The sequence below is a fragment of the Frankia sp. CoWAU3 genome (assembly GCF_977971855.1).
The window spans coordinates 4,226-8,787 of the sequence record NZ_CDWWXB010000148.1 but is presented as its reverse complement, the minus strand read 5'-3'; the positions used below and the strand labels follow the sequence as shown (position 1 = coordinate 8,787).

General features: G+C 70.7%; 6 protein-coding genes. 3 read left to right on the top strand and 3 right to left on the bottom strand.

Going from position 1 to position 4,562, the window contains the following annotated elements:
• Nucleotides 1-285 precede the first annotated feature (285 nt).
• Nucleotides 286-1,251: an aldo/keto reductase family protein gene (locus AC08ON_RS13105; protein ID WP_476607785.1), complete on the top strand. Its 966-nt coding sequence runs from the start codon at nucleotides 286-288 to the stop codon at nucleotides 1,249-1,251.
• A 63-nt stretch (nucleotides 1,252-1,314) separates the two neighbouring features.
• Here AC08ON_RS13105 and AC08ON_RS13100 read toward each other — a convergent pair whose 3' ends face one another.
• From AC08ON_RS13100 to AC08ON_RS13090, 3 genes are all read right to left on the bottom strand, one after another.
• The gene (locus AC08ON_RS13100; RefSeq protein ID WP_476607789.1) at nucleotides 1,315-1,923 is read right to left on the bottom strand and encodes a TetR/AcrR family transcriptional regulator; all 609 of its coding nucleotides are present in this window, start codon (nucleotides 1,921-1,923) and stop codon (nucleotides 1,315-1,317) included.
• Between the two features lie 41 nt (nucleotides 1,924-1,964).
• Nucleotides 1,965-2,444, bottom strand: a complete 480-nt coding sequence (locus tag AC08ON_RS13095; RefSeq protein ID WP_476607786.1) for a nitroreductase family deazaflavin-dependent oxidoreductase — start codon at nucleotides 2,442-2,444, stop codon at nucleotides 1,965-1,967.
• 205 nt (nucleotides 2,445-2,649) lie between these two features.
• Nucleotides 2,650-2,862 (bottom strand): hypothetical protein, encoded by a 213-nt coding sequence (locus AC08ON_RS13090; RefSeq protein ID WP_011437512.1) that lies wholly within the window; start codon nucleotides 2,860-2,862, stop codon nucleotides 2,650-2,652.
• A 426-nt stretch (nucleotides 2,863-3,288) separates the two neighbouring features.
• On the opposite strand from AC08ON_RS13090, the gene AC08ON_RS13085 reads away from it, so the two are divergent.
• Together AC08ON_RS13085 and AC08ON_RS13080 are read left to right on the top strand one after the other, a co-directional pair.
• Nucleotides 3,289-3,462: a hypothetical protein gene (locus tag AC08ON_RS13085; RefSeq protein WP_011437513.1), complete on the top strand. Its 174-nt coding sequence runs from the start codon at nucleotides 3,289-3,291 to the stop codon at nucleotides 3,460-3,462.
• Nucleotides 3,463-3,604: 142 nt separating this feature from the next.
• On the top strand, nucleotides 3,605-4,562 hold a 958-nt coding region (locus AC08ON_RS13080; protein WP_476617064.1), incomplete at its 3' end, for an MBL fold metallo-hydrolase.

Below are 4,562 nucleotides of genomic sequence, written 5' to 3'. Positions count from 1 at the left end.
TCGGCGAAGCCCGACGCTCGGCGAAGCCCGACGCTCGGCGAAGCCCGACGCTCGGCGAAGCCCGACGCTCGGCGAAGCCCGACGCTCGGCGAAGCCCGACGCTCGGCTGTGCTAGATGCCTCCGACCTGCGCTTGCGCAGGCAAGCGTCGGGCAAGCGCAGGTCAGGGAAGTGTTTCCGCGGATCACTCCGGGTATGCGCTAGCCATTGCTAGCGTGTTGCAAGCGCAGGTCAGGGCATGGTGTATGAGAAATAGTTGACCAGGGCCGACGGCTAAGGTCGTCACGTGAAGCATCGACGTCTTGGGCGCAGCGGCCTGTCGGTCAGTGAGATCTCCTACGGCAACTGGATCACCCATGGTGACCAGATCGAGGCGGACGCGGCGACCGCCTGTGTGCGTGCCGCCCTCGACGAGGGCATCACCACATTCGACACCGCGGACGTCTACGCCGGTACCCGCGCCGAGAGCGTCCTGGGCGAAGCGCTGCAGGGCGTGCGCCGGGAGTCCTACGAGCTGTTCACCAAGGTCTACTGGCCCACCGGCCCGGGGGAGAACGACAAGGGCCTCGGTCGCAAGCACATCATCGAGTCCGCGCACGCCTCGCTGCGCCGTCTGCGCACCGACCACCTCGACCTCTACCAGGCACACCGGTACGACCCGACGGTGCCGATCGAGGAGACCCTGCGGGCCTTCGACGACCTCGTCCGCGCCGGCAAAGTGCTCTACGTCGGCGTGTCCGAGTGGAGCGCCGAGCAGATCAGCGACGCCGTCCGGCTGGCCAGCGAGCTGGGGCTGGACCGCATCATCTCCAACCAGCCGCAGTACTCGATGCTGTGGCGGACCATCGAGGCCGACATCGTGCCCGTCAGCCGGAAGGCCGGGATCTCCCAGATCGTCTGGTCGCCGATCGCCCAAGGCGTGCTCACCGGCAAGTACCCGCCCGGTCAGCCACCGCCGGCCGGCAGCCGGGCCACCGGTGAAACCGGTTCCACCTTCATCTCCCGGCTGCTGCGCGACGACGTGCTGACCGCGGTGCAGGAGCTGCGGCCGATCGCCGCGGACGCCGGGCTGTCGATGGCGCAGCTCGCCATCGCCTGGGTGCTGCAGAACGACAACGTCGCCTCAGCGATCATCGGCGCGTCCCGGCCGGAGCAGGTACGGGAGAACGTCAAGGCTGCCGGCGTGACGCTCGACCCGGCGCTGCTTGATCGGATCGACGACGTGCTCGCCGAGGTCGTCACCCGGGCCTGACCCGGGCCTGCCTCCAGGCCTGGCCCCGGGCCCGCCGGCTACCCCGAACCGAACCAGATCAGATCAGCCAGGCTGGTCGCCAGCCGGGTCGGTTCGGCGGAAAGCGGAGGCCAGCGCCTGCCAGGTCCGGTCGAGATCGGATCCTGGCAGATAGCGGCCGTCCAGTTCGAGGATCATCGTGCCGTGCGCGGCGGCCCACAGGGCCTGCGCACGATAGGGTTCCCCGGCCGCCCGGTAGAACGGCTCCCCCGCCCAGTCCTCGACGTCGGCGCTCAGTAGCCGACGGTTCAGCGAACCGGCGGTGACCAGGCGGTAGAGGTTCGGATGGGCTTGGGCATAGCCCCGGTACGCGGCCAGCAGGGCCGGGACCACCTCCGCGGCACCGCTGCGGTCGACCACGTCGTGGAGCAGGTCCCCGATCTCCATGAGCATGGTCTCGATCAGCTTGGCCTCAAGCTGCGGCTTACCCGCGAGATGCTTGTACAGCGACGGCGCCCGGATACCGAGGAGATCACCGATCCGGCGCATCGTCAGCGCCCCCGCCCCCTCGGTCTCCAGCACCCCCCGCGCGACCGTGATGATCTCGGTGACCCGCGGCGAGACGGAGCCTAGGACCGGGCGGGGCGCGATCCTGGGCAATGGCGGCTCGCCGACCGGCCGCGCCTGCGCCACCGACCGTGCTCCCCGCACCGGTGAGGTCGCCGTCCCCGTGTTCACGCCGGTGTGATCACGAAGACGGAATGGCGGGGCGCGATCCGACGGATCTCCTCATCGGGCGAGTCCGGCCCGACCCCGTCGAAGAAGGCGCCGACCTCGGCCTTCCACCGCCGCAGGTAGGCCCGCAGCACGGCGACGCTCGCCGCCGGATCCAGCTCGGTCGCGGAGTAACGCGTGCGCGACCGGCCACGCAGCAGGTATAGCTCGCCTTGGGCCGCGCGCAGATTACGCACCCACTGGCCGTGCCCTCGCGCCGAGACCAGGTACTGCTGCCCGTCGAAGATGAGCAGGTTCACCGGGGTCCGGCGCGGCTCGCCGCTGATCCGGCCGCGTACCTCGAGGATCCGACTGCCCAGGAGGCTGATCCCCGCCCGGGTCAACGCCGCGACGGCACGGTTGGCCACGTTACGGGTGAACCATCCGGGGGCGAGGTAATGCGCTTCGGGCGGAGTGGACGGGTTGTTGTGCTCGGTCAAGATCTGCACCCTCTCTGTCGACCGGAACGGCCCGGCGCCGGCCTGAGCGATCTCGATGGTTCGGCCGGCCGGACCACACCGGACAGGCCAACGTCGTCAGCCAACGTCGTCAGCCAACGTCGTCAGCCGACCTCTCGTCAAGAGGCGGTTCGGTCGACACGCATCGGGACCAGCACAGGTCGGGACCGGCACGGACGGAGGCGGCTCAGGTCACCGGGCGCAGGCTCATCGGCCCGTAGACGCGACGGCCGGCATCGAGGAGCGTCACCTGCGCCACCCCCGCATCGAGCAGGTCACGCCAGGTCTCCCCGAGCCACGTCTCAGCGTCTCCCTGGCTGGTGAACGACTCAGAGGTCGAGTCCCCGCCGACCATCGTGATCGTGCCGTCATCGCCTTCGTAGCGCCAGGTCCAGGTCATGAGTGTGTCCTTCCCACCCGGGCGGCCCGCGCTGGAGCCACCGGCCGTGATCGGCCAGTGCGCCGGCCGGTCGTCCCATCCAACCGCGTGCACCCCGCCGACGCGGGACTCCCGGCCCCACGCCAGGGCCGATGATCCATCGTGGCACTGGTCGACCGGCCCGCGGGCCCGGGTCGGGTCGGGTCGTGCTACTGGCGCGGTCGGCGATACCCGCGCCAGGATGTCGTGAACGTCGGTAACGTCAGTTCCGGTGGATGCCCGGACAGCATCGCGACCACCACGATCGCGAAGCCGGCGTCACCGGTCATCGCCGGTCGCGCGAGCCGGCGGCATGTCCGCACGGTGAGCACAGCCGCGTCGAAGGCAGGTCCGCACGACAGGCACGTCTGCGTGAGCAGTACGTCGGTACAAGGAGGAAGAACCCGCGTGGGAACGACCGTCTACAACGCAGCGGCCATCGTGGCCGAGTCCGTGGAACACGAGGACGCTCCCCTGACCTGGTGGGCCGCCGCGCTCGTCACCTTCGCGGCAATCTTCCTGCTGGCGGTGGTGCTCACCCTCATGACCCTGTGGGAGCGCAAGCGCCACCCGCACGTCTGAGGTTCCGCGGGCCACGGAGCCCGGCAGGCTTGAGAACCACGGAGCCTGGCAGGCTTGAGAACCCGGAGAGGCGGAGACCCCGGGGGGATCCGGGGGTATCCGGGGGATCCGGGACGCAACGGGATCCGGGAGACGGAACACGATGAAGGTGACGCTGCTCGGCACCGGCTCGGCGGACGGCTGGCCCAACCCGTGGTGCGACTGCGCATCCTGTGCCTGGGCCAGGGAACACGAAGTACGCGGGCGGACGGCCGTTCTGATCGACGACGCCCTGCTGATCGACTGTGGTCCCGACGTGCCCCGGACCGCTGCCCGGCTCGGAGTACGCCTATCGGGGCTGCGTCATCTGCTGATCAGTCACGCCCATCCCGATCATCTGGGGCCCGAGAGCCTGATGTGGCGCTCGTGGTCGACAGCCGCGGGACGGCCCCTCGACGTGGTCGGTCCGCCGGCGGCGCTGGCGGCGTGCCGGGAGTTCCTGGCTCGCTGGGAGCGCTCCGATCCGGACCGGGACGGCTCGCCGCTGCGGCTAATCGCCGTGGTGCCCGGGGGTACGCCGACGACACCCGGACCCCTGCGCCTCGGCGCGGACGATCGGCAGGCCGCGGAGGACCGGGGATCCCCGGAGGGTCAGGAGTCCCCGAGCGATCGGGGTTATCTCGTTCGACCGGTCGCCGCCCAGCACGGTGACGCGAGCATCGGGCCGGCCGTGCTCTACGACGTGACGGCGCCGGACGGTGGACGCCTGCTGTACGGCTGCGACACCGCGGCGCCGCTGCCGGCGGAGACGCTCGAGGCGGTCACCGGCCGCGCCTACGACGTCGTGCTGCTGGAGGAGAACAACGGCGACCGGCCGGGGTTCGGCGAGCACCTTGACCTCGACACCTTCGGTCAGCTCGTGGCCGAGCTGCGCCGCCGCGGCGCCGTGGTGCCGAGCACCCTGGTACTGGCCGTCCATCTGAGTCACCGCAACCCGCCCGGCGACGAACTGGCCCGCCGGCTCCACCTCGCCGGCGCGCTGGCACCGGCGGACGGGACCGTCTACGACATCGTCCCGGCCGCCCGGCGGCAGCCGTCCCAGCCACCACAGCCACCAGGGG